Origin of the sequence: Paraburkholderia fungorum (assembly GCF_046027605.1) — a bacterium.
Classification (GTDB): domain Bacteria; phylum Pseudomonadota; class Gammaproteobacteria; order Burkholderiales; family Burkholderiaceae; genus Paraburkholderia; species Paraburkholderia fungorum_F.
In genome coordinates this window covers 288718-311354 of record NZ_JAQQEF010000009.1, presented here as the reverse complement: position 1 = coordinate 311354, position 22637 = coordinate 288718, and the positions used below count along the sequence as shown (strand labels likewise).

The 22637-nt window shown below is 60.8% G+C and carries 20 protein-coding genes and 1 pseudogene; 3 read left to right on the top strand and 18 right to left on the bottom strand.

What is annotated here, in order from left to right:
- Positions 1-76: 76 nt before the first annotated feature.
- From PQR53_RS17850 to PQR53_RS17780, 15 genes and pseudogenes are all read right to left on the bottom strand, one after another.
- Positions 77-445 carry a DUF6984 family protein gene (locus tag PQR53_RS17850; protein WP_408456253.1) on the bottom strand — a complete coding sequence of 123 codons (369 nt, stop codon included), beginning with the start codon at positions 443-445 and terminating at the stop codon, positions 77-79.
- 73 nt (positions 446-518) lie between these two features.
- Positions 519-803 carry an RHS repeat-associated core domain-containing protein gene (locus tag PQR53_RS17845; protein ID WP_408456251.1) on the bottom strand — a complete coding sequence of 95 codons (285 nt, stop codon included), beginning with the start codon at positions 801-803 and terminating at the stop codon, positions 519-521.
- A gap of 116 nt (positions 804-919) precedes the next feature.
- Positions 920-1237 carry a DUF8220 family protein gene (locus PQR53_RS17840; protein WP_408456249.1) on the bottom strand — a complete coding sequence of 106 codons (318 nt, stop codon included), beginning with the start codon at positions 1235-1237 and terminating at the stop codon, positions 920-922.
- 13 nt (positions 1238-1250) lie between these two features.
- Complete coding sequence (locus tag PQR53_RS17835) at positions 1251-1652, bottom strand: polymorphic toxin type 37 domain-containing protein (protein ID WP_408456247.1); 402 nt, start codon at positions 1650-1652, stop codon at positions 1251-1253.
- Positions 1555-1857: an RHS repeat-associated core domain-containing protein gene (locus PQR53_RS17830; protein ID WP_408456245.1), complete on the bottom strand. Its 303-nt coding sequence runs from the start codon at positions 1855-1857 to the stop codon at positions 1555-1557. Before PQR53_RS17830 ends, PQR53_RS17835 begins: the two co-directional genes overlap by 98 nt.
- A gap of 40 nt (positions 1858-1897) precedes the next feature.
- Positions 1898-2338, bottom strand: coding sequence for an Imm50 family immunity protein (locus PQR53_RS17825; protein ID WP_133892806.1), 441 nt, complete (start codon positions 2336-2338; stop codon positions 1898-1900).
- Positions 2339-2460: 122 nt separating this feature from the next.
- A complete protein-coding gene (locus PQR53_RS17820) occupies positions 2461-2811 on the bottom strand; it encodes an RHS repeat-associated core domain-containing protein (protein ID WP_408456243.1) in 351 nt (116 codons plus the stop codon).
- A 150-nt stretch (positions 2812-2961) separates the two neighbouring features.
- Positions 2962-3423 carry a hypothetical protein gene (locus PQR53_RS17815; protein ID WP_074300754.1) on the bottom strand — a complete coding sequence of 154 codons (462 nt, stop codon included), beginning with the start codon at positions 3421-3423 and terminating at the stop codon, positions 2962-2964.
- Positions 3420-3908, bottom strand: a pseudogene (locus tag PQR53_RS17810) (RHS repeat-associated core domain-containing protein); the annotation flags it as partial. The pseudogene PQR53_RS17810 and the gene PQR53_RS17815, both read right to left, overlap by 4 nt.
- A gap of 254 nt (positions 3909-4162) precedes the next feature.
- Positions 4163-4597 (bottom strand): hypothetical protein, encoded by a 435-nt coding sequence (locus tag PQR53_RS17805; protein ID WP_408456241.1) that lies wholly within the window; start codon positions 4595-4597, stop codon positions 4163-4165.
- Positions 4587-8270 carry an RHS repeat-associated core domain-containing protein gene (locus tag PQR53_RS17800; protein WP_408456239.1) on the bottom strand — a complete coding sequence of 1228 codons (3684 nt, stop codon included), beginning with the start codon at positions 8268-8270 and terminating at the stop codon, positions 4587-4589. Before PQR53_RS17800 ends, PQR53_RS17805 begins: the two co-directional genes overlap by 11 nt.
- Before the next feature lie 42 nt (positions 8271-8312).
- On the bottom strand, positions 8313-8648 hold the full coding sequence (locus PQR53_RS17795; RefSeq protein WP_408456237.1) for an RHS repeat domain-containing protein: 336 nt from the start codon (positions 8646-8648) through the stop codon (positions 8313-8315).
- Between the two features lie 312 nt (positions 8649-8960).
- Complete coding sequence (locus tag PQR53_RS17790) at positions 8961-11408, bottom strand: glycosyltransferase family 4 protein (RefSeq protein ID WP_408456234.1); 2448 nt, start codon at positions 11406-11408, stop codon at positions 8961-8963.
- Complete coding sequence (locus PQR53_RS17785; protein WP_408456231.1) at positions 11405-12871, bottom strand: flippase; 1467 nt, start codon at positions 12869-12871, stop codon at positions 11405-11407. Before PQR53_RS17785 ends, PQR53_RS17790 begins: the two co-directional genes overlap by 4 nt.
- Positions 12872-12969: 98 nt before the next feature.
- Positions 12970-15171, bottom strand: coding sequence for an NHL repeat-containing protein (locus tag PQR53_RS17780; protein WP_408456279.1), 2202 nt, complete (start codon positions 15169-15171; stop codon positions 12970-12972).
- 477 nt (positions 15172-15648) lie between these two features.
- Between PQR53_RS17780 and PQR53_RS17775 the strand changes: the two genes are divergently transcribed.
- Genes PQR53_RS17775 through gmd form a run of 3 tightly spaced genes read left to right on the top strand, consistent with a single transcriptional unit; the run spans position 15649 to position 18567 of the window.
- The gene (locus PQR53_RS17775) at positions 15649-16737 is read left to right on the top strand and encodes an acyltransferase family protein (protein WP_408456228.1); all 1089 of its coding nucleotides are present in this window, start codon (positions 15649-15651) and stop codon (positions 16735-16737) included.
- Positions 16734-17468, top strand: coding sequence for an SGNH/GDSL hydrolase family protein (locus PQR53_RS17770; protein WP_408456226.1), 735 nt, complete (start codon positions 16734-16736; stop codon positions 17466-17468). Before PQR53_RS17775 ends, PQR53_RS17770 begins: the two co-directional genes overlap by 4 nt.
- 55 nt (positions 17469-17523) lie before the next feature.
- Positions 17524-18567 (top strand): GDP-mannose 4,6-dehydratase, encoded by a 1044-nt coding sequence (gmd, locus tag PQR53_RS17765; RefSeq protein ID WP_408456223.1) that lies wholly within the window; start codon positions 17524-17526, stop codon positions 18565-18567.
- Between the two features lie 94 nt (positions 18568-18661).
- On the opposite strand, the gene PQR53_RS17760 is transcribed toward gmd, so the two are convergent.
- The 3 genes from PQR53_RS17760 to PQR53_RS17750 all read right to left on the bottom strand — a co-directional run bounded on the left by PQR53_RS17760 (position 18662) and on the right by PQR53_RS17750 (position 22637).
- A complete protein-coding gene (locus PQR53_RS17760; protein ID WP_408456220.1) occupies positions 18662-19819 on the bottom strand; it encodes a glycosyltransferase family 4 protein in 1158 nt (385 codons plus the stop codon).
- A 128-nt stretch (positions 19820-19947) separates the two neighbouring features.
- Complete coding sequence (locus PQR53_RS17755; RefSeq protein ID WP_408456217.1) at positions 19948-21177, bottom strand: glycosyltransferase family 4 protein; 1230 nt, start codon at positions 21175-21177, stop codon at positions 19948-19950.
- A complete protein-coding gene (locus PQR53_RS17750) occupies positions 21174-22637 on the bottom strand; it encodes a glucose-6-phosphate isomerase (RefSeq protein ID WP_408456214.1) in 1464 nt (487 codons plus the stop codon). The genes PQR53_RS17755 and PQR53_RS17750 overlap by 4 nt, the downstream gene beginning before the upstream one ends.

Sequence of the window (22637 nt, the reverse complement as noted above, 5' to 3'; positions counted from 1 at the left end):
CCAGAAACTCATCACTACACCGCTTTAAATACAGAAGGGCCGCACATGCGGCCCTTCTGTGATGCATCAGGCAATTTCAAGGATTCGACCCGCCAGACGATGGCACAAAGTAATTCCATCTCCCTGGCAGTTTCCTTATAGGTCCGGGAGTGTCCTTATAAATTTCGATCTCCTGGCATATCCCGTCGATCACATGCAGCAGAACATGCACGTCGAAACCATCTGTATCCGGCGCATAGAGTTCAACCGGCACCCTGGCAATAACCGACGCCGTTACAGCGTTTTTTATCTGCAAGCCAAGGCTACCTTCATCATCGATCTCGCGCACATTACACGACCCTAGCTGCTCCCGGATCTCCTCTACCCCCGGGAAATCGGGAGCAACGAGTAAATCCATCAGTTCTCGCTCGTGCGTTGTAGGCTCTCGACAGCCAGGAGTCACCATGGGAAATATGTTCCTATATGTACGCCGCCGTTGATAGGCATCCCTCGATACTGGATTCTCGTACCGTCAACAACTACCGTTCCCCGAAAGCCAGCGCCGATGCTGTTTGCGGTAGCAGTGGCTGTACCTGCGCAGATATCGCACCTTCAACACACTGTGCCGAAAGCCCCGTATCGGCAAGATGTCGTGCTCCATGGCCGAAGGTAATGCTAGCTTCACCGGTAGGGTCCGTGAACTGAACCGGATTGCCGTTGACGTAAGCATACGCATTCGTCTGCCCACTCGCCCAGGCTATGGGGTCTTCACTGATGAATCGTGCGGTCGTTGGGTTGTAGTACCTATTGCGATAGTAGTACAACCGCTACTGCGAGACACCCAACTATTTGCACATGGGTGGTCGCGTCGTAGCACATTTCTCGAATAGACCTAACAACAGGGTCCGGCGGGATGTCGATTTTTCCTCTTCACTGCAACTCAGGATTGACTTCGTAGAAATGTTCCATCCGGGTTAATCGCTTCTTCGTCCTTGCGAGTAGGGTAGAAAGTTTTCTTCTCGTCCAACTCGTAAAAAATTATCCCATGTATGCCTTGAGCGTCCGCTTTCCTTATGCGGCGACGCCAAATTCGCTTAAATGCTTCGTCGAGTTCGTCAGGGTCACCCAATTGATATATCTCATCAATGAATGCCACGTCCTGGCCAGACGGAAAAATCAGGTTGAACTCTTCGTCTGTCGCCGAGAATATGTCGTACACGCAATTAACCGCACCATCAATGATCTGTATATTTTTCACAATTACTCCCAGTTCAGCAGAGTGCAAACCTGCCACTATTCGTGTTCGCACTCCGACGCGGCGACGGGTACTGATAAAGATCGCTGACTAATTTTCCGGGTCTGTATTTCCCACCGGGGTACATGTTCCCATACTTACCACCCGGTCCTTGTATGTCCCAATGTGGATCGCCGTGCGCCCGGCCGCCCTGTCCAGTCGGACACCAGACGTTCCCGTCAGCATCTTCCCATCCCCATGAGCCTCCCCGTCCTGGATTCGGATTGGGTACCCAATTTTCACCACCCTTGGGGTCTTGAAATCCATCCGCCGCGGAGGGCTTACCGGGCGCCTTCGGTCCGTTCGGATCGTAGGCATTTGCCGGCGGCTTGATCGACGTAATTCCGTTGACAAGATCGCTGGACCCATGGCGGAACACCACCGCCCGTCCTTGGACCCATCCCTGGCACTGGGGGCGGTGTAATCGGAAAAGCCCACTGCAGCCCTGCCGGATCCGTGAGCTGCACCGGATTCCCGTTGACATAAGCATACGCATTCGTCTGCCCACTCGCCCAGCCTATCGGGTCCTCGCTGATGAACCTGCCAGTCTGTGGACTGTAATACCGGTTCCGATAGTAGTACATCGGTAGTGCAATGTTCCTGCCCGGTTTGCCGGGACGGATGTCACGTCGTAGCCGCAACAACGGGTGCGTGATACGGCTCTATGCGAGTAATCTCGGCAGATACGCACGCGAGGAAAATACTTACGCCGCTATTGGGATCAAGTTCGAAGAGAAGGAGATTGTCGTCTGTCCTTGTGAAACAAACGTCGCATACCCAGTTATCTTGAACGAAGGCGTCCATGGATATGTCGGCAATTTTTATCTCGAAGAGAGTCAGCGTGACGACACAGTCTGGTCCACGTGTGATCCAGTTGGGGTCATCTTGCCCCCAGTGGCGCAATTCGATCATAAGATCGACGGCCCCGGCGGCACGTTTCCCATGCTCCATCTTGATAGACAGAACATGCGCATCGTGGAAGGCGGGCCAGTAGCCAAATACATTCTTCAACAAGATAGAGTTGCCTACCTCACCCCATCCAAAGTCAATAGCTTCGCTCGTCATGTAGCCTCATTCGCCGACAGAGTTAGCGCACTCCATTTCATCTGGCATTGCGATCGGTCGCGGCAACGTTGTCACGACCGATCACAAAACTCACTCCCACCTCACTAATCCAGCAGCAAATCTTAAGGGATCGGACAAAGTGGCAGCCCTTCGTCGCGATCAAAATTCGAACCGGCGTTATGCCCGTGCGGCATCATCCCGCCATGAGAATGGCTACCGTGATATTGGGCCGACAAATCGCCATTTGAATCGTAGTAGTTCACATCGGGCTTAAAGGGATGAACAATAAATCCTCCCGGCGGTCCACCTGTAAAGGGCATCAGCTTAGACTCGCCAAACGGATCCGTAAACTGAACCGGATTGCCATCTACATAAGCATACGCATTCGTCTGCCCACTCGCCCAGCCTATGGGGTCTTCACTGATAAACCTACCAGTCTGCGGACTGTAGTACCGACTCCGATAGTAATACATCGGTACTGCAACAGCGTGTCACTGTCCACAGTTGGGCGACCGCGTCGTAGTTGCATTTGGCGGAACGTACCCACGCTCCTCGATTGACCATAGGTAGCCCAAACTCCAAATCCACCAATTCGAGGGGCAGCGCTTTGGAGTCCTTCTGGACTAGGCGCTATCTGCCCGAGCGTGTTCAGACGCGGACGGTCGAAATAGCAGCCGATTGCAGACCACGGCAATCTGCGCCCCGATCGATGGCTCGAAAAGAACTAGCTCCAGCCTCCCATCATTGAAGTCCGCTAACCAATGGTGTTTAGAGTCAGGTTTCAACCAGGAGTCGGTGTCGGAAAAGCTGGTAGCCCAAGTCACCCAGTAATCGATCTCCTCCGTCGAAAATTGTCGTGCGGTGGACCTTAGCACTCGGCTTACTACGTTTTGCAACACGAAGTCTTCGGCGCGAAATGCTTTAACGCCGAATAACTCGACTGTGCAAAGTTGTCCCGTCACACGCAACAAGCCGATCCTGTATACCGAGGTACCTCGATCCATGCCGATTGAGACTATTTCTGCATCGTGCAGGGAGAAGTCGTTGTAGGAAACATTACCGATATCCATTTTTCCGTCCATCATTTCGGTTGCCACGGACCATGAATAGGGACGGGATCTCCGCGCGAGGGATCGCCATTCTCCTTACGCCCCCAGTCATGCCCGTGCGGCACAGGCGTATTCGGACCATGGTGCTGGTCCCAGTCAACATCCCAATCCGGCCATCCGTCAGCACCATAACCTCGCTCCTGCCCACTGCCCGGATTTACGTGAACCGACCCTGGCTCGCCCTTATTCGGCGTTTTACTTGGCCTGTTAAAGGTCGACCCGTCAAAGAGATCGTTAAACCATTTCGGAACCCCTCCTGAGCCCGGACTGCAACTCGGCCCAGCCAGTGGAGGGGGTACAGGAAGCGGAATTGCCTGCAACCCCATCGGATCGCTGAACTGCACCGGGTTCCCACCCACGTAAGCATACGCGTTCGTCTGCCCACTCGCCCAGCCTATGGGGTCTTCACTGATGAATCGTGCGGTCGTTGGGTTGTAATACCGGTTCCGATAGTAGTACAACCAGTACTGCGCCGACAGTCATCCGCTTGCAGTCGGCCGACCCCGTCGTAGCCGCATTGGCCGAACTTACCCGCGCTGAGTCCTGGGATGTACAGGACTCAGCGTTCGCGGCCCTAGTCGAAAAATGTCTCACTTTGCAGGGCCAGTTTACGTGCGGCCTTCTTCGTTCAGATTGCACTACAGATTTGTGCTGACAACGCATCTCTGATGACACGAGCGCCGGCCTTCAATGTAACTCCATACAGATACTTCTCTTATGAAGGCGCTGGCACTCTCGACTTAAAAATCATAATCCCGAGTCGAGCACCTACCCACATCCCTAGCCCCATTCCGAAGAATACGAAGGATTGCGTGGATTCGTACCATCCATACTTGAACAAGAAGGCAAACCACTCCCCAACGCTCATTGACAGGAGGGCCATTGCAAAAAAATGTACCCACTGCCATGGCGAGAGCAAGCCGTTAGACCATGCCGGCACTTTCCATTTTCTCGCTTTCGGCCAAACAAGATGGTGCAACAGGAGAAACCCCAAGGAACCAAGCCCTCCCATCGCCGCACCTACTAGACCAATAAACATCCGGACTTCAATCGAGAAGGTATCGAGTGGCGACGCAAACAATCCTGCACTCAGAGCCCCCGATAGAGCCACCAGCTTGATCACTGGCCAGATCCTCAATTTATTTTCCACGAGTCGTGGTCACCTCAATGCCAACTGCTGCACAGGCAGAACCCTTAAAACCATCACCCGGAAAACTACCGGTAACACTGCCGCCCAAGCCTCCATAGGGTCTCCAGCCGAACCCCGGAAGACCTGAAGAACCGGACTGGTTAACTTCCATACCGCGAGAATAGGTACCACTTCCAGTAATAGGCCCCCAGTTAGCATCGGCCTCCGCAAAACCACCGACAGTCACGGATGAACCGGTAGCGCTTTGGCTAGGAGCTGCGCCGTTGGGGTCATAACTAACTCCACCACCCAAACCAAAGCCACCACGCCCCCCATATCCCGTGATCGTCGAACCATCTCCGTAGACAGTAACTTGTCCGCCGATCCCCACGTAGCCGCCAACGCTAACGCTCCAGAATCCGAAAGGATCTATTAGCGAAACCGGATTCCCGTTGACGTAGGCATACGCATTGGTCTGCCCGCTCGCGTAGCCCAGGGGGTCTTCGCTGATGAACCTGCCGATGCCCGGACTGTAATACCGGTTCCGATAGTAATACAGCCCCGTCCCGTCATTCTCCCGCCCCGCGTACTGCTGCGGATTCGGGTCCGCCGCGCCGGTCTGCGTAGTCTTGCCATACGGTTCATACCGGTACTGCGTCTGGCTCTGCTGATTCGCATCCGTCAGCGCAATCACATTGTTATTCGCATCACGCAACACAAACCGGTCCTGGCTCGCATCGTCCCCGATACGCCGGTACGTCAGTTCATCCAGCCCGCTCTCCGGATACGGCGAAAACTGGCGGATACGGTGCGCGTAGTCGTTGTCGACAATCGTGAAGTTCAACTCATCGCCAATCCAGAACGACTGTGTCCGGTGACCATTGACCGTCTGATCGCGGCGATGACCATAGATGTCGTAGCTGAAGCTAGCCGTCGTGCCTCCTGTCATCCCGGCCAGCAGGCCCTGCGGGTTCCAGCTGTACTGGTTCGTGCCGTCACTGCTCAGGTTACCGTTCAGATCATAGGCCAGTGTCCTGCCCGACCAGCGCGTGAGCTGGTTCGCCATGTTGTACTGCGCGTCGTTCACTGCCTGCGGCAGGTCTACTTTTGCAAGACTCCCGCCGGCCTTGGTGCGGCGCCCGCCCAAGTCATAGCCGTACGTCAGGTCGCCCAGCACGCTGCCGTCGGCGCGTTTGTACGTGATGTCAGTCAGCTGGCTGGCCGCGTCCCATGTGTAGGTCACCGTGATCCCGTTGGCCAGCGTCGCCTGACTGCGCCGGCCCAGCGCGTCGTAGCTGTAGCCAAACGTGCGCGGCGCTTCGCCGTTCACCCTGTACTGGATCTGCGTGATCCTGTGTTCGGCGTCGCGGCTGTAGTCCACCGTCGCATCGGTCATCTCGATGCGCGCCAGGTCGCGACCGCCAGTTGCATAGCGCAACCACCAGCGCCCCTGCTGGCTGCCCTGCTCAAACCACCCGTTGACGTAGCCCGTCACACTGTCGTAGTAGCGATAGGTCGATGCTGGAGACTGATTCACACCGGTATCAATCGTCGTCTGGAGCCTGCCGAACGCATCCCTGCCGTAGCTCCAGCTACGAACAGGCTTGCCGTTCGGGCTGCCCTGTGGCCTGAAATAGACCGTCTCCAGCTGACCGGCCGCGTCGTAACCGTACGTCCTCGTCTGGTCCATGCGATCAGTTACTGTCGCCAGCTGCCCCGCGCTGTTCCACGTGTACGTTTCGCTACGACCCAGTGCATCGGATTTACTGACCGGCTGACCGTTCGTGTTGTACGTGTAGCGCGTCGTCACGCCCCTCGGATCAGCCTGGCTCAGCAGGTGGCCATTGCCGTCCCACACAAAACGGGTCACACCTCCCAGTGCATCCGTCACGTCAGTGGTGCGGTCCAGCGCATCGAGCGTACGCTTCGTCTTGTTGCCCAGCGGATCCTGCACCGCCGTCACGCGGCCGGCTGCGTCGGTGGTGTACTGTGTGGCGCGGTTCAGCGGATCGGTGACACCGGTCAGGTCGCCGCCGGTATAGGCATAGCGCATGACGCCCTTCAGCGCGTCAGTCACGGTCAGCACGCGGCCCTGGCTGTCGTTTGTCAGCGTGCTACGGTTACCCAGCCGGTCGGTCACGGTCAGCAGGTTGCCGTTCGCGTCGTACGTATAGGTAGTGGCGACGCCGAGCTGCGGGTCACCCGCCTGTGCTTCGGTCAGCAACTGGCTGTAGCTGTCGAAGGTGCGTATGACCAATGTGCCGGACTGGTCGGCCGCGCTTGTGCGGTTGCCGTTCGTGTCGTAGCCATACGTGTACTGGCGGTCGCCCGTCGTCGCGTTTGTCAGGCGACCGTTGGCGTCATGCATAAAGATCTGCACCTGCTGCGTGGTGTCGCCCAGCGGATACGTGTTGCGCACCACCCGTCCATTCGCGTCGAACTCCACGCGGCGGATGCTGCCGCGCCGATCAGTCACGTCGGTCTGCTTGACCTTGCCGTCGGCCACCGTATAGGCGAAGCCGAAGGTGCTGCCGTCAGCGAGCTTCTGGGTGATCACCCGGTCGCTGTCGTCGTAGGTGTTGGTGACCTGGATGCTGCCTTCGGGGTTCGTGACGCTCACGAGGCGTGACTTGCTGTCCCAGCCGTATTTCCACACGCCGCCGCCCGCGTCCATCACCTGGGTGAGGCGGTCCTGGCTGTCGTACGTATAGCTGACCTGGCGGTTCAGCGGATCGGTCACACGCGCGATGAGCGGCGTGCCCCGTGCGCCCACAATCGACGTGAACGTCAGCGCACGGCCATTCGGGCCGTTGATGCCTGTGACCGCGCCAGTCGCGCTGTCGCGGGCGATCGTGACCGTGTTGCCGTTGCGGTCCTGCATGCTGCTGAGCCGGTAGGTCCCGGCAATCATTGTGAAGCGCTGCACCCGGCCGTCGCGCAGGGTGAGAATCTTCGTCGTACCGTTGCGATCGGCGTTGCTGATGGTGGCGCGGTAATAGTCGCCCGGGCTTGTCAGGTCGTCCCAGATCGTACTGGTGCCGGCGCGCATGGCGAATGAAATGCGGATGCCACTCGGCAGATACAACCCGATCCGTTGACGCACGCCATTACTGTCCGCCGCGTCCACCGTGAGGTAGCGGTCGTAGTTAAAGGTCGTCCCGATACCCAGGGCGCCGGCCATCGGCCTGCCCGAGGTGTCATACGCGCTGCTGCGATAAACCCGGGCAAGATCCAGTACGATCGTGTCGGCGACATGCAGGTCATGGGCGACCAGATGGAACTGGCCCGTGTAAAGCCTGACCGGGTCGCCACCCGAGGTGCTGCTTCCGCATCCGGCCGTCGCCTCAGCCGCACAGCCGCCCGCGCCCCCAGGGAGGCCGTCCAGTCCGTCACCATCGAGGATCACGGCTTCGTCAGGCGACTCTGGTTCGACCGTGGTGCCGCCGGAAGAACCGCCACAATAGGCGGCGATCGTAAACGGTTCACCACAGGCAAAGCCGCCGGTTTTGAAGTTCGCGCTTGCCGCCAGCAGACCACAGCTCGGATTAGTCGGGTAGGCGCCGTTCGCGGCGTAGTCGTCGGAACACTCGGCGTGTGCGTGAGGCGTGACGAACCAAGACAGCAGTACGAAGAAAAATAGCACGAACGGGCGCAAAAGGACCCGACGCGCCACGAGGGCATCGATGGAGTGCATAAAGGTCTGAAAGAGACTGGGAAGGGATCGGGCGCCGCGAACCTACAGTACGCTGGCCTGAGTCAAGGCTGGCGACAATGCCGATTTGCCGGTATCCGACGGAGGCGGTGAACCCGTGCCGCTCACCGGCACCGTTGAAGACAACGCACCCTGCCGCCGGATCGCCGTGATATTGCCGGCCGCGTCGTAGTCGTAATACGCCGCATTGCCCGCCACGGTTACCGACACAAGCCGACCCAGTGCGTCGTAGCCGTAAGTGATGTCGTCGGCATGACAGAAAGGAGAAAACAGCGCCGCACCGACAACCAGCGCTGCGACTGCTGCGCCCCGAACGGCTGTCGACGACGCTCCCGAACTGCTCTCAACAAGAAATCTCACCGCATCTCCTCGCAATCATTACGTATTACAAACTCTTTGCGAACAATACGGTACAGACCCCTCAATGAAAAATCAGCCGGTTCAGTTCGATGCGTAGGAATATCCAGCGCCCGAGTCGGAAACACCGCTCATTAACCCACGCCCGAAACCCAAAGCCGCATTGAAACAGGCTTGATCGCAACGAAAAAAACACACAAAAAAACGGAGCGAAGGTCCACAGGACGTTCGCTCCGCTGCGCTAACGACAGGAACCGGCCGAGTCCCTGCCTACCCCGCGTTAAATCACCTCGCTCAAGCGCCCGTGCAAGCGCCCTAACGCCCCGCCACGCGCTTCAGAATCCGCTCGACACCTTCCACATAGGTTGTGGTGCCGAACCGGCTCAGCGCCGTCTGATAGCCGTTCCTGACCAGCCTGTTACGCAGATCGTCGTTCGAACGCAATTCGGCGAGCGTGTCGGCGAGACCGTGCGCGTCGGCGGGCGTGCACAGCACGCCATTCTCGTAATCGTCGATGATCTCCAGCACGCCGCCCGCGCGTGCCGCCACCACCGGCCGCTGCGCCAGCATGCCCTCGACGATCACGCGGCCGAACGGCTCCGGCGTGATCGACGTATGGACGACCGCGTCGACCGCGCACATGCAAGCCGGAATGTCGTGCTGAAAACCGAGGAAATGGACTCGGCCACCGAGGTGGTGCGCGGCCACGAAAGCATGTAATTCGATCTCGTACGCGTCCTCGCCGAACAGCGGCGCGCCGACCAGCACCGCATGCATGTGCGGGTTGAGGACCATCGCCTCGAGCAGCACATGTTGCCCCTTCCAGCGCGCGAGGCGGCTGAACGAGCCGACCAGAAACGCGTCCTGCGGCAGATTCAGGCGCCGGCGCAGCGTCGCTTGCGGAACGGTGCGCAAGGCGTCGAACGGTGCGGAAGAAATGCCGTTGAACACCACGTCGATACGCTTTTCGTCGAAACGCGTGAGTTCCGCGAAGGCACGCGCGGAGGCCGCCGAATTGGCGATCACATGCGTGAGCCCGAAGCGTGCGCACCACTTGATGATCGCCAGTTGCTTGCCGCCGAAATGCTCGGGACTCACGATGTCGCGCAGATGCCAGACCACCGGCCGCCTTGCAAGCTTGCCGGCAATCGCGCCGATCACCATCGCGCGCTGGGTGTTCGCGTAGATCACCTCGGCGCTGCGCGCGCGTTTCGCGGTCGCGCGCACGAGCGACATCAGGCCTTTGAACGCCTGCCCCTTGGGCAACGAGCCGCCCTGCTTGCGGACGTTGCGCAATGCGCCGGCGTCGAGCACGTTGACGCTCACGCCAGCCTGGACGAGCGCCGTGCGGAACGGGCCATCATCGAACAGCACGACTTCGACGCGCGAGCGCAACGCTTTAACGATTTCCAGCAGCGATAACTCGGCGCCGCCGAGCACACCGCTCTGGTCGACGGCAAGAATGCGCGGCGCGTTGGCGCCCGCTTCCGCCTTGTAGGGGACGTACGGCGGCAGCTTCGCCGAGCGCAATGCCGGCACCGAAGCCCGCACATGCGCGAAGAAACGTTCGCGGAAATTCGCGGCGGAGAATTGCTCGGCGTTCGCGCGGCAATCCACCGGCGAAAAGCGCTTCATGTGAGCGTCGAAACGCTCGACCGCGGCGATGATCGACTCGGCGTCCTGCTCATCGAAGAACATGCCGGTGGGCCGCGGCTCCGACAGATCGCGCACGGTTTCGAGCGCCCCGCCCTTGCCATAGGCAATCACCGGCGTGCCGCACGCCTGCGCTTCGACCACGGAGATGCCGAAGTCCTCTTCAGCCGCGAACACGAACGCTTTCGCGCGGCTCATCTTTTCCTTGAGCACCTTGAACGGCTGGTAACCCATGATCTCGACATTCGGCCCCGCCTTCGCGCGGATCTTCTGCATGTCGGGGCCGTCGCCGATCACTACCAGCTTGCGTTCCGGCATCCGCGCGAACGCCTCGACGATCAGGTCGATCTTCTTGTACGGCACCATCCGCGAGGCGGTCAGATAGAAATCGTCCTTGTCGGTGCAGAGCGAAAATGCTTCGACATCCACGGGCGGAAAGATCACCTGCGCTTCGCGCTGATAGACCTTCCTGATGCGCCGCGCGATGAAGTCGGAGTTCGCGACAAAGCCATCCACCGAATTCGATGTGCGGATATCCCAGTTGCGGATGTAGTGCAGAATCAGCCGCGCCATCGCGGACTTCGGCCCGGCGGTCAGCTTCGACTGCTGCAAGTACTGGTGCTGCAGATCCCACGCATAGCGGATCGGCGAATGCACGTAGCTGATATGCACCTGGTCGGGGCCCGTGAGAATCCCTTTCGCCACGGCGTGACTGCTCGAGATCACGACGTCGTAGGCCGACACATCGAGCTGCTCGATCGCGAGCGGCATCAAAGGCAGATACGTGCGGTATTTGGTGCGCGCAAGCGGCAATTTCTGAATGAACGAGGTCGTCACCGGCTTGCCGCGCAGAAAACTGCGGTCGTCGAGAAAATCGACGAGGCTGAACAGGTCGGCGTCCGGAAAGCACGCGACGATCTGCTCGAGTACCTTCTCGGCGCCCGCATAGGTGACGAGCCAGTCGTGCACGATCGCAATGCGCACCGTCTTGTCACTGCGCAGCGCCGTTCGGCGCGGCGGCGCCTGAACGCCGGGAACGCCGGTGAGCTCGTCCAGTGCTGTGCGCGTCGCGGGCTGCAGCACGGCTTCTTCAAGGACTTCGTGGTTCATGCGCTTTTCCTCGGATTCAGTCGCAACAGCAGTGAACGCGCAAGATCGCGCAAGGCGGGTGTCATCGTGATCGACCAGGCGACATTCGCGCCCACCATCAACAGGCCGGCGACGATCGCCACAGCGAGACTCGGCAGGAAGCTGGCAAGCCAGAGGCTGGCCAGCAGAAAAACCAGGTGGGCGAGCATGTCGAGCGCGATCTGGCGCGCGCGAATCGCCGACAGACGCAGCAACACCGCGTAATCGAACAGGGCCCGGCCAGCCACGGCCATCGCCGCGCCGGTCAACCCGAAATGGCTGATGCCGAGCCACAAAGCCCCTGCAAACAGGGGCAATTCGAACAAGCCGACGCGCGCGGCGGTGGCCGGATTGACCTGTGACTGGATCAGAATCCGCGTGACGTTCGCCTGCCCGACAAGCCACACGGCGACGATCATGATCCGCCCGACTGGGGCCGCCACGGTGGCGATTTCATTGCCGACCCACAGATGCAGGAATGGCTCGAGCACCAGCATGGCAACCAGTGCGACCGGCGTGAACACGCCATTGAGAAATTCGAGCGACTGCTGCGTGATGGTGTCCGCATCCGCGCGGCTCACGGCCGAGAGGCGCGGAAACAGCGTGCGGACCATCGCGGTCGGTACGATGTTCAAACGCGTCACGAGGTTCTGCGGCACCGTGTAATACGTGACGAAACGCGCGCCGAGACTCGTGCCGAGCATTACGCGGTCGAGCGACTCGGCGATCATGTTGGTGACGCTTGCAATCAGCATCCAGCCGCCGAAGTTGAAAAGGCCCTTCGCTACGCCGAGCTGCGGCGGCAGAATGCTGCGAATCTCCAGCACTTTGAGCGCGGAACGGCCTAGCAGAATCGCGGCCAGAATCCGTGCGAACACCGCGGCGGCGAGCACGTTCTGCAAGGTCGCCCCCAGCCATAGCGCCGCGCCGAGCGGCAGCAACTGGAACAGGAAGGTGCCGATCGTCTGGTTGGTGTTGTAGACGCCAAAGCGTTCCGCGCCGTTGATCGCACCGGCGAACACCCATGACACATTGGCAATCGGAATCGCCACCGCGAGCCACGGCAGCGCCATATAGACCTCATGCTGCAGTTCGGGTGACACCTTGGTGAAATACGCGGTGTACAGAAACGCGCCGAAATAGATGATCAAACCGCCGGCGATACCGGTCGCGAGATTGAGCCACGTCGCGCTCCAGAACACGCGCGCGCTCTCGCCCTGGTTGCCCGAGGCGCGCGCCTTCGAGATGTGATTCTGTGCGGCCATGCTCATGCCGAGATCGAGAATCCCGAAGTAGCCGATCAGGGTCCACACGAGACTGATCACGCCGTAGCGCTCGACACCGAGCAGCTTGATATACGACGGCACGGTCACGAGCGAGACGAAAGTCGGCAGCACCAGCCCGAAGAAGTTGATCGCTACGTTCTTGAGAATGCCTTTGTCCATCGGATGCCTTGAGTTAATCCAGTTGCCTGCTCAGTTGCCTGCTCAGTTGCCTGCTCAGTTGCCTGTAATGCGGATAAAACTTCACGTCGCCCACGTCATCAAGGCTTCCAGCGATACATCATCACTTTCCCGCGGGCGTCTTCTTCGACGAACACGAGATACTCGCCATTGCCGCGCTTCGCGGCGCTGATGCCGTTGGGCACGTCGACCCAGCCCGACGCGCGGCCCACTTCCGGGCCTGGACGGATCACGCCGAGCTCGCGGCCGCTGTCCTTGTCCCACACATGCACCGCGCCGACCGGTTCGACGCCGAAGATGTATTGCCCTTCGACCGTGAGGCCGATGATCGTGGCGATCGGTTTGCTCTGCGTGGTCCACGGCAGCGTGATCGAATAGCGCTGTACCGGATTGCCGCTCGACCATTTGTCGTAACGCACCAGCACGCGCCCCACCTCTTTCCAGAAGCCTCGGTCGGACGGCGTATCGGGCGTATAGCCGGTCACGTACATCGTGTCGGTGTCGGGCTCATAGATCGCGCGATGCAGTTCGGTGAACGGCGGCGGCACCGGGTATTGCGTCAGGTTCGAATACGAATAGACGGGATTGCCCTTCGCATCCAGACCGCCGAAGCGGAATCGATAGATGCCTTTGTTGTCCCGCGTGCGCCAGATATCGCCCGCGCTATCGACCCACCAGCCCCAGCCGCCCGCGAGCTTCGTGCCGCTCGTGTTGAGCGTGAACTCGCCGGTGTCGAACTTGCCGTCGCCGTTCGCGTCGCGCCAGATCCAGTCGCCGCCGGGCGGCGCGTTCGGCACCTTGGCCACCGCGCGTTCACGTCCGGCGATGAAGCCCGACGGAATCGCTGTTTCGCCGTCGTGCTGCGGGTCGAACCGATAGATCTTCAGGTGATCCGCGTACATGTCCGTCAGGTACAGGAACGTGTGGCCCTTGAGCTTGCGGGCGATCGGCAAGCCGGGATATTGATCGGTGTGAAAGACAGGGTCGTCGGGATACTTGAAACGGTTCGACAGAAAACCCGCGTATTTCCAGTCCTGACCCGCCGGCTTCGAAAGATCGAGATCGAAGCGTTTGTTGCCGGTATAGACGCTATCCGGACGTGACGGATCGATCCATGCACCGTCGACAAACAACAAGCCTTGCACCTGCCAGTTCTGCTTGCCGTCGGGCGCATAGCTTTCGAGCGTGGCGCCGAGACCCGCGCCGATCGGGTCGTAGCGCGGGCCGATGCCATTGGTCGACACATAGACGTTGCCGCGTGCATCCACGCCCACGCCGGTCAAACCGTTGAAGCGCAGCGGGCCCGGTTTGCCGGGCGTGCCGCTGAAAATCCCGCCGCGTTCGCCGAGCGAGCCCGACTCCGCATAACGGCCATTGCTCCTGCTGAAGAACAGCACTTGTTGACGCGGGCCGTTGTCGGCGATCAGCACACGTCCTTGTGCGTCGACGGCGATATCGACCGCAATCGTCCCGGCGGGCAACGCGAACGTTTCGTCGATGCGCTTGCCCGCAGCGGTGTAGTGCTCCACCTGCGGGGCCTTGTCGCTGCGCGTGCCGCTCAACACCCAGAGCGTGCCGTCGGGGGCAAGCGCAATGCGGCCAGGTTCGTGCATGGTCCACGTGGTTTTCTGCTGCATCGATTCCGTGTCATAAACTTCGATGCGATCGCGCGCCGTATTTGCCGCGTAAAGCGTGGTGTCGTTCGCCGCCAAACCGCCGACTTCGGCGCTGGTGCCGGTCGGCACTTCGTTCATCATCAGAAAGCCCGCAGCTAGTTGCGCATGCGGGTCGGCGCTTTTTGCGGCCGGCTGGAACGGCGCGGCGCGCTTCGGATCGGCGATCTGCCGGCGCGAAATGCCGAACCATTGTTTGCCCTTCTCCGGCCATACGCCCGGCTCGACCAGATGTCCCTTCTCGTTGCCGACCGCGATCGCCACGAACGCGTACTTACGATTCACCGCAATCGCGCTGCCGCCGCCGTTGCCCCAACCATGCGTGCCGCCCGCGAAGCCGAGCATCTTGCCGTTCTGGTAGACGCTCGCTTCGGCGCCGCTTTCATCCCACGGCGCGTTCGTATAGACCTTGCCGTCGGGCGCCACCGCAATCGCGGTGATGTTGATCTGTGTCCACGTGCCGTCGCCGAAACCGAAGGTATTGCCGATCCAGGAGTTTTTCGCGTTCAACACAGTTTCCGCGGACGCCGTGAAGCTGACCAATGCCGCCGTCATTCCGGCCGCACAGGCGAGCACAGCAATCCTGCTTTTGAACGTGAAACGGACCAAAGTCATTCCTCCAATCAGACATGCACCACCCATGCGCCGCCCCGGCACCCAATCTCCACGCTGACATTACGCGGAAAAAATGCCGCGACGAAAATCGAAAATAATTCAAAAATATTCGGCACTTTAAGCGCTGTGAAAGAAAATGATTTAAAAATAGATTAAATAAAAATGAATATGGACACGCGCGGCTTACCTGGCCGTTACGCCCATCCTTACCGATGGGGCAAGCAACGGTCCGCACTTCTTACGCATTGCGACACTTTCAGGACGCAAGCATAAAAATCTATTCCAAATGAGTAACGAAACACCCTGTTGCAATCTGATTCATTTATCCAATTCATTAGCGTTTTTTCATCAATTTCTTTTCCCTAGAATCGAATGCACTTCCGTTGCGACGCGAAGCGGGCCCGTGCGTGTTCACCAGGACACTCGCGCGCTCCTTCACCTGGCTCATCCGCTTCACACCATGGACGGTTCATGACTGCTAGCGCACTGCCCTTAGCGCCTTCTCACACTCGCCGCATCGTGCAGCTCGACGGCTTGCGCGCCATCGCCGTGCTTGCCGTATTCGCGCAACACGCACTGAAAGCGCCGCTGTGGATGGGCGTCGATCTGTTTTTTGTTTTGAGCGGTTTTCTGATTACCGGCATCCTGCTCGAACGCAAGGCGCGCCAGCAGTCGTATTTCGGCTATTTCTATGCCCGCCGCGCACGGCGCATCCTGCCGCCCTATCTGCTGCTGATGGTGGTGTCGTCGATTCTGTTCGGCTTCGGCTGGGCGCAGCACTGGCAGTGGTACGCGCTGTTCGCGACCAATATCGGCGATGCGCTCAATCAGAGCGGTCACGACAGCCTGAATGTGCTGTGGTCGCTGGCCGTCGAAGAGCAGTTCTATATTTTCTGGCCGTTCGTGATCCTGTTGCTGCCCGAGCGCGCGCTCGGCTACGTGGCGGCCGCCTTGATCATTCTGGTGCCGGTGCTGCGCGCGGTTGCCACGCCGTGGTTCGACTCGTTCTGGCCGATCTATTACCTGACGCCGTTCCGCATGGACCTGCTGGCGGCCGGCGCGCTACTCGCGGTCGCCGTGCGGCGCGATCGGGATGCCCTCGAGCCATTCAAGGGCCTCGCCGTGCTCGGCTTTTTTGCCGCGCTGGCGGTGCTTGCGTGGCTGCATCTGCATTACCCGCGATTCCGCGCGGCGAATACGCCGCTGTCGAATGCCGGGCTCTACAGCGTTTCGTTGGTGCTTTGTACTTCCGTCGTGGTCATCGCCCTGCAAAGCAAGGGCATCGTCAAACGGCTGCTGTGCAACCGCGTGCTGGTCTATATCGGCACCATCAGCTACACGATTTATCTGATCCACCTGAGCGTGCTGTACATGCTGTGGCCGCTGCATCTGAACCGCTATCTGAGCGCGGCGCTGGCGCTCGCGATCACCGTCGCCTACGCCAGCATCACGTGGTTCGCGTTCGAAAAGCGTTTGATTTTCGGCTCGGCAGGCAAAGCCCAGGCGAGCGCCGGCAAGGTGTCAGGAAGCGCGTCGCAAGCGCCGCAAAGCCGCGCATGAGGCGCCGCGCGTGGCTCGCCGCGAGCGTGTCGGCCGCTGCGGCGATGCTGGCTTCATTGGCATTCGACGCGCATGCCGCCAGCCCGGCCGCGAGGCAGGTGCTGGTGGACGCGTACGGCGATTCGACCACGCTCGGTATCACCTGCAGCAACGGCCACTGCGGAGCGCAGGCGCAAAACGCCGTGGCGTATCTGCAGGACGAATTGCAGGCGAGGTACGGTGAGCGCGTGCGGGTCACGAACTACGGCGTGGGCGGCACGATGGCCAGCCAGTTGCGCGACGGCACCGGCAACCGGCGCGCCGCTCCGACTGCCGGCCTACCGTGGCAGGAACGGCTCGCCGCTTCATCCGCGCAGATCGTGTTGATCAACTACGGCATCAACGAAGTGATGCAGAACCAGACGCCCGAGCAGTTTTACGCGGCCGAAACGACGCTCGTGAAGACTGCCCGCGCGCTCGGCAAGGAGCCGGTTCTGCAGACCTCGAATCCAATGCTGGATAGCCGGCTCAATGCGCGGCTCGCCGCGATGGTCGCGATGACACGCCGTGTGGCCGCCGAACAGCAGGTGCCGCTCGTCGATCAGTTTGCGTATGTCAGCAATCTGCCGGACTGGAAGACGTTGATGTCCGACGGCGCACATCCGAAGCCAGGCTTGTACCGGCTCAAGGCGGAACAGGATTTTCAGGTCGTCGAGCCGCTGGTGCGGCGACTGCTGGACGGCCCGCTTTGAAGCGCTTTTTTCAAGTGCACTTCTCTTTCTCTTTTACCAATATCGAAGGCAAGCCATGAGCCAACCACGCAAAGCGATCATCACCGGCGTCTCCGGACAGGACGGCGCCTATCTGACCAAACTGCTGCTCGACAAGGGCTACCACGTGACCGGCACGTACCGGCGCACGAGTTCGGTCAACTTCTGGCGCATTCGCGAACTGGGCGTGCTCGACCATCCGAATCTGCGTCTGGTCGAACACGATCTGACCGATCTGGGCTCCACGCTGCGCCTGCTCGAAGGCGCGCAGGCCGATGAGCTGTACAACCTCGCCGCGCAAAGCTTCGTGGGCGTCTCGTTCGACCAGCCGGTGACGACCGCCGAAGTAACCGGCATCGGCGCGCTGAATCTGCTCGAAGGCATTCGCATTCTGAATCCGAAGACCCGCTATTACCAGGCGTCGACCTCGGAAATGTTCGGTCTCGTGCAGGCGGTGCCGCAACGCGAGGACACGCCGTTCTATCCGCGCAGCCCGTATGGCGTGGCCAAGCTGTTCGCGCACTGGTCGACCATCAACTATCGCGAGTCGTACAACCTGTTTGCCAGCAGCGGGATTCTGTTCAATCACGAATCGCCGCTACGCGGCCGCGAATTCGTAACCCGCAAGATCACCGACACGGTCGCGAAGATCAAGCTCGGCAAACAGGACGTGCTGGAACTCGGCAACCTGAGCGCCAAGCGTGACTGGGGCTTCGCGCTCGAATACGTGGAAGGCATGTGGCGCATGCTGCAAGCCGACGAACCCGACACCTTCGTGCTCGCCACCGGCCGCACCGAGACGGTCCGCGACTTCGTGCGCATGGCGTTCGCCGCCGCGGGCTATCAGCTCGAATGGTCGGGCAAGGAGGAGCGTGAGACCGGTATCGATGTCGCCACCGGCAAGACTCTGGTGCGCGTGAATCCGAAGTTCTACCGCCCGGCGGAAGTGGACCTGCTGATCGGCTGCGCGGATAAGGCGCATGAGAAGCTTGGCTGGAAGCCGGAGACGACGCTCGAACAACTGTGCCACATGATGGTTCATGCGGACCTGACGAGGAATGAGAGCCACGAGACGTTCTGAGCTGCTGTGAAGACGGGCGGCCGTGCGGTCGTCCGATGCAAAAAAGGCCTGATCGTCATGATTCAGGCCTTTTTTGCTACTACCTCATGAAACTTCAATGCACCCCAATTGCCTCGCTATACACCGACGCCACCCGCTTCGCGATCACCGAGTTGTCGAAGTGTTCACGCGCATAGCGGCGGCAAGCCTCGGCATCCGGTAATTTTAGCGAGCCGTTCAACGCGCCGGCCAGACCATCCGCAATCGCCTTCGCGCCCGTCTCCGGCAGCACAAGATTCGGCGACAAGCCCGCTACCGCTTCCGGCAAGCCGCCCACCGGCGTCACCAGCACCGGCGTGCCGGAAGCCAGCGATTCCACGGTAATCAGCCCGAAGCCCTCCAGCGCCACCGTCGGCACGACGCTAATATTCGCCGCACGGTACAAGGCCGCCAGATGCTGATCGGGCACGAAGCCCAGCAGTTTCACGTTGTGTTCGAGGCCGGCCTCGGTGATGCGCGCCTGCAGTTCGCCCTCGAGCCGCCCCTTGCCCGCGATCAGCAGCAGCACATCGGGCTCGGTTCGCTTGAGCAGGTTCACCGCATCGATCAGATCCTCGAGACCCATGCGGCGCACCAGACGCCGCACCGCCAGCACGATCGGCCGGTCTTGCGGCAATTGCAGCTTCAGGCGTGCCTCGGCCGGTGTGATCGGCAGATTGAACTGCTCGACATCCACGCAGCCCGGCACGACGCGCACGCGCTCCGGTGAAATGCGATAACGCGACGTCAGAATCTTGCCGAAGGCCTCCGACAATACGATCAGCCGCGACGAGCGCGCATACACCGATTGCTCCAGATAACGCTTGGCGCGCTGGCCGAGCGAATCGGCGCCTTCCACATGGCTCTCGTCGGCCCACGGTCCCTGAAAATGCGAAACCTGCGGAATGCCGCGCGTCACGTCGAGTCCCGGAAACGTGTACAGCGCGAAGTGCGACGAAATCACATCGGGACGCGAGGTGCGGATCTCCTGGCGCAGCGCGCGGCGTGCCGCCATCAGGCGCAGCGGCAGCGATTGCGCGGCCGAGCCGAAGCCGTTGATCGCGCCGTTGGTGTCCGCGGCGACTTTCGGCGAGCCGGCCACCACGCCGCGCACCGCGACGCCCGCGCCCGGCAATGCGCCGACCAGCGAGTAATACATGCGGTCGAGGCCGCCCGCGCGCTCAGGAAACCAATGCATCCCGATCTGCAGCGATTTGATTGAGCTCGTCGTCATGGTTGTTACCCCTGTCCGTTCTAAAAGTTGTGATGGATTGCTGTCGGTTTCGGCTAGCCGGTTCGTCAACGGCTCCGCGCGTTGGCTCGCGTTCGGGTCCCGTCGGCGCCCGGTATCAAGGTGCGGATTCATTCCGCGCCCTTCTGCCCGGCCAGCGTGTTCAGCGTCAACGCATCGGACTTGGCGACCGCCGAGGCTTCCGCCTCATTGCGTTGGCGGTCTTTCTGCTGCCCCGCCAGTTGCCGGTACAGCGCGATGTATTGCGCGGCCATGCGCGCCCAGCCGAAGCCGGTCGCAAGTTCATTGGCGGCGACGCCCATCGCGCGGCGCGCGTCGTCGTTGTCAGCGAGGCGCGCGACGGCGCCGGCCAATGCCTTGGGATCGTCCGGATCGTCGAGCACGATGCCGCATTCCGGCGTGATGATCTCCGCGCCGCCCGCGGTGCGCGCGGTGACGACCGGCAAACCCGCGGCCATCGCTTCGAGCAGCGAGAGGCTCATCGCTTCGTAACGCGACGGGAACACGAACGCGTCGACGGAATGCATCAGCACCGGCATGTCCTTCACCAGGCCGAGAAAATGCACGCGATGCGCAATGCCGAGCGTTTTTGCTTGTTCCGGATAGGGGCTGCCCGGCAGGAATCCGGCCACTGCGATCTGCACGTGGTCGGGCAAATGTTTGAGCGCTTGCAACACCGTGCCGAGGTTCTTGCGCGGCGTGCGCAGGTCGCCGACGAACAGCAGCAGGAATGCGTCCGCAGGCAAACCGAATTTCGCGCGCTCGCCGGTTGCAGCCGCGAAGCCTTGCGTATCGACGCCGTTGTAAATCACGTCGACGCGGTTATGAGGCGTCAAGCCGATCGCGCGAATCTCATCGGCGACCTTTTGCGACACCGCCGTGATCACCTTCGAGCGCCGGTAAGCCCAGCCTTCGAGCCACGCGTTGCAGCGCGTATACACCGACTGATACGCGGACCACACGCCCTTGGTGAGTCCGAACGGATAGTACTTGCTGCCGAACCAGCCGCTATGCACGAAATGCGAGGTGTTGACGTCGGCGGGCATCCACGTGATGAAGCCGTTCACGTGCAGCACGTCGTATTCGCGGCGATGGGCGCGCAGCCACATCGCGCTCCGGAACGCGAAGACCTGCTGGCGCAGCAGATTCGTGGGCCACCATTTGCCGATTTTCATCGGCACCCAGCGGAGATTCGGATGGGCGAGCAAATCGGGCGCGACGTGCGACGCGACCAGCGTGACCGCGATATTTTCAGCGAGGGCGGCGCGCGCAATCTCGTGGTTGACGCGCCCCTGGCCGTCGTTATGGCGCACGACGTGCGTGACAATGGCGACTCTCAATCAGTGCCTCCGTGGAGAAATAGCGTGCGTCCGCGGTTCATCTTTTCGTAGTGCACCGCGGAAAGGATCGAAAAAACACTCATGAAAAGCAGCAGGCCGCCGGTGCCGACCAGCGAATTGGTGAACACCAGCATCGCGAATGTGGCCAGACTGAGACTCAGGCAGGCGGACACGAATTTGTCGTTGCGCAGCTTGAACGAGGCGAGCACCGAGCGCACCACCAGCCACACGATGCCGGACATGTACAGCAACGTGCCAGGCCAGCCGAGCACGAACGGGATGTTCATCACGCCGCTGTCGAAGTTGCCGTATTGGCCGAGCTGGCCGCCGTCGTTCGAGAGCTTGGTGGAGGTGCCGGTTGCGCCCATGCCTTCGCCGGAGACATCGGTAAAGGCCGTCTTCGCGAAGGTTGCGTAGAACTCGTTACGCGCGGCGTAGCTCTGGTCGTCGTTGAGGTTGACGATGGTGGTGAGGCGCGCCTGCATGCGCTCGGCCACCGGGCCGACCGCGAGCAGCGGCACGCACAGGCCGGCCAGCAAAATCGCACTCGCGACGATCCGCACCCGCACCTTGTTGTTCGACTTGACGAGCTGGATCAACAGCGCGATGACCCAGCCGCCCCACGTCGAACGCACGAGACTCAGCGCGAACGAGAAGAAGCCGAGCGCCGCCGCGATCCAGCGAACACGGTGCGTCGCCGCCATCACGTAGACCATCGCGCCCATCATCGCGAATGCGAACGGGCCCGACGAGTTCATCGTGCTGAATACGCGCACGCCCATCGGCACGGGGTCGCCCTGCGAATTCATCTGCGAGCCGAGCATCCACAGCGCGTCCCACTGCGGCATGATGAAGAACTGGATCAGGCCATAGCCGCCCATCACCAGCATGCCCCAGATGAAGGTATTGACGATGGTGTCGCGATACTTCGGATACTGGCGCGTGTGCGCCATGATGTGAAAGCCGATCAGGATCGGATAGAGCCAGTTCGCGAGGTCATAGGTCGCGGCGAGCGGCCCGCTCGACATCACGCCGATCAGGAACGCGTAGGCAAGCCCCAGCAGAATCAGCAGCACCGGCAGGCCGCGCCGTTGCGAAAGCAGCTTGTAGTAACGGAGCAAAGAGAACGCGCTGATCATCGTCACCGCGAGCGGCGCGACCTGGATCAGGCTGGTCGGCGTGAACGAGCCTTTGGACCAGTCGGCGAGACGCCGCACTTCCGGGCTCAGGAACCACAGCCACCACATGAAGCCGATGTAGCGCGCCGGGCTTTTGAAGTAAAGCCACAGGCCCGTCAGGATCGCGAGCACCGGGAATCCGAGCGTGAGCACCGTGCCCTGATGCGCGATGATCAGCATCGCCGTGATCAGCCACAGCAGCGCCTCGGGCAGCCATTCCTTGCGGGAACCGGACAGCACCCGCTCCGCGTTGTCGCCGCCGGCTCGCGTGATGGTCGACAT

Excerpts from the sequence above, each read along its gene's own strand:
- PQR53_RS17760 (WP_408456220.1), bottom strand. The coding sequence starts at position 19,819 with ATGACGACGAGCTCAATCAAATCGCTGCAGATCGGGATGCATTGGTTT.
- PQR53_RS17750 (WP_408456214.1), bottom strand. The coding sequence starts at position 22,637 with ATGTCGACCATCACGCGAGCCGGCGGCGACAACGCGGAGCGGGTGCTG.
- PQR53_RS17815 (WP_074300754.1), bottom strand. The coding sequence starts at position 3,423 with ATGATGGACGGAAAAATGGATATCGGTAATGTTTCCTACAACGACTTC.
- PQR53_RS17770 (WP_408456226.1), top strand. The coding sequence starts at position 16,734 with ATGAGGCGCCGCGCGTGGCTCGCCGCGAGCGTGTCGGCCGCTGCGGCG.
- PQR53_RS17850 (WP_408456253.1), bottom strand. The coding sequence starts at position 445 with ATGGTGACTCCTGGCTGTCGAGAGCCTACAACGCACGAGCGAGAACTG.
- gmd (WP_408456223.1), top strand. The coding sequence starts at position 17,524 with ATGAGCCAACCACGCAAAGCGATCATCACCGGCGTCTCCGGACAGGAC.
- PQR53_RS17820 (WP_408456243.1), bottom strand. The coding sequence starts at position 2,811 with ATGTATTACTATCGGAGTCGGTACTACAGTCCGCAGACTGGTAGGTTT.
- PQR53_RS17790 (WP_408456234.1), bottom strand. The coding sequence starts at position 11,408 with ATGAACCACGAAGTCCTTGAAGAAGCCGTGCTGCAGCCCGCGACGCGC.
- PQR53_RS17800 (WP_408456239.1), bottom strand. The coding sequence starts at position 8,270 with ATGCACTCCATCGATGCCCTCGTGGCGCGTCGGGTCCTTTTGCGCCCG.
- PQR53_RS17830 (WP_408456245.1), bottom strand. The coding sequence starts at position 1,857 with ATGTACTACTATCGGAACCGGTATTACAGTCCACAGACTGGCAGGTTC.
- PQR53_RS17775 (WP_408456228.1), top strand. The coding sequence starts at position 15,649 with ATGACTGCTAGCGCACTGCCCTTAGCGCCTTCTCACACTCGCCGCATC.
- PQR53_RS17825 (WP_133892806.1), bottom strand. The coding sequence starts at position 2,338 with ATGACGAGCGAAGCTATTGACTTTGGATGGGGTGAGGTAGGCAACTCT.
- PQR53_RS17785 (WP_408456231.1), bottom strand. The coding sequence starts at position 12,871 with ATGGACAAAGGCATTCTCAAGAACGTAGCGATCAACTTCTTCGGGCTG.